Annotated in this window: 1 protein-coding gene and 1 pseudogene; one reads left to right on the forward strand and one right to left on the reverse strand. The window is 72.8% G+C overall.

Features of this window, described 5'->3' with window-relative positions; genetic code table 11:
• The first annotated feature begins 12 nt into the window (after positions 1–12).
• On the forward strand, positions 13–1224 hold the full coding sequence (gene mobF / locus FRW57_RS24670; RefSeq protein ID WP_238999537.1) for a MobF family relaxase: 1212 nt from the start codon (positions 13–15) through the stop codon (positions 1222–1224).
• Here mobF and FRW57_RS24675 read toward each other — a convergent pair.
• Positions 1208–1314 (reverse strand): annotated as a pseudogene (locus FRW57_RS24675) (3-methyl-2-oxobutanoate hydroxymethyltransferase); the annotation flags it as partial. The gene mobF and the pseudogene FRW57_RS24675 sit on opposite strands and share 17 nt — an antisense overlap.

Below are 1314 nucleotides of genomic sequence, written 5' to 3' on the forward strand. Positions count from 1 at the left end.
GGCAGCGCGCGGATGGACGGGGCCGGCCGGACGCGTGCCCCGGCCCGGCCGGTCGCCGGGTTCGACTTGACGTTCAGCGCGCCCAAGAGCGTCAGCGTCGCCTGGGCGTTGGGCGACGCTCGGACGCAGGCAGTGGTGTATGAGGCGCACCTGCGAGCGGTGCAGCAGGTGATCTCCTACGCGGAGAGCGCGGGCATCTTCTCCTCCCGCTCGGGGAACGCCGGGGTGGTGCACGAGGAGGTGCGGGGTGTGGTGGCGGCCGGCTTCGACCACTGGGACTCGCGGGCGGGGGATCCGCAGCTGCACACCCACGTGGTGGTGATGAACCGGGCCCAGTGCGCCGACGGGACCTGGCGCACCCTGGACGGGCGGGTGCTGTTCGCCGGCACGGTGGCGCTCTCCGAGCTGTACAACGGGGTGCTGTCGGACTACCTGACCCAGGCGCTGGGGTGGGGCTGGGAACCGGTGACTCGCGCCCAATCGGCGGTGCCGAAGTACGAGGTCGCCGGGGTGAGCCCGGCGTTGCAGACCGAGTTCTCCCGTCGGTCGGGGGCGATCGAGGCGGCCAAGGACGCCCTGGTCGAGGCGTTCGTGGCCGCACACGGCTACCAGCCGTCGGCTCGGCAGGTCCTCAAGCTGCGCCAGCAGGCCACGCTCGCGACCCGCCCGGACAAGCAGCAGCACGTTCTGGCGGAACAGATGGACAGCTGGCGGAGCCGTGCCGGGGCCCACCTGAGCGGCGCGGACCCGGCCGGGTGGGTCCGCGCGCTGGAGGACCGCAACACCCTGCCGCTGCTCACCTCCACGGCCCTGGATGACGCCACCTTGGGTGATGTCGCGGCGATCGCGGTGCGCGTGGTGGCGGGCCAGCGGGCGACCTTCACCCGGTTGAACGTGCTGGCCGAGGTGACGCGCCAGCTGCACGGCGCCCGGTTCAGCGACCCGGCCGAGCGGGTCACCGTGATCGATCGGACTACCGGTATGGCGTTGGGACTGGTGGTGTCGATCAGTGCGCCGCAGCTGGCGCACACCCCGGCGCTGCTGCGCCGCCAGGACGGCTCGTCCCGGTTCCGGTTCCCCCACCTGGAGACCTACACCACCCAGTCGACCCTGGACGCGGAAGCCCGGCTGGTCGACGCCGGCCGATGCCTGCAGGGCCCCGCCGTCCCCGCACAAGTCGCGGCCGCCTGCGCCTCGCCCGAGTCGGATCTGTCGGCGGAGTGAAGCCGACGTGTGCCATCACGGGGATGCCTGCGCGGGTGAGCAGCTCGACGGTCGGCACCAGGTGCGCGCCGCCCTCGAGCTTGACTGCGT

This window comes from Segeticoccus rhizosphaerae (genome assembly GCF_009192725.1).
Classification (GTDB): Bacteria; Actinomycetota; Actinomycetes; order Actinomycetales; family Dermatophilaceae; genus Segeticoccus; species Segeticoccus rhizosphaerae.

Excerpts from the sequence above, each read along its gene's own strand:
- mobF (WP_238999537.1), top strand. The coding sequence starts at position 13 with ATGGACGGGGCCGGCCGGACGCGTGCCCCGGCCCGGCCGGTCGCCGGG.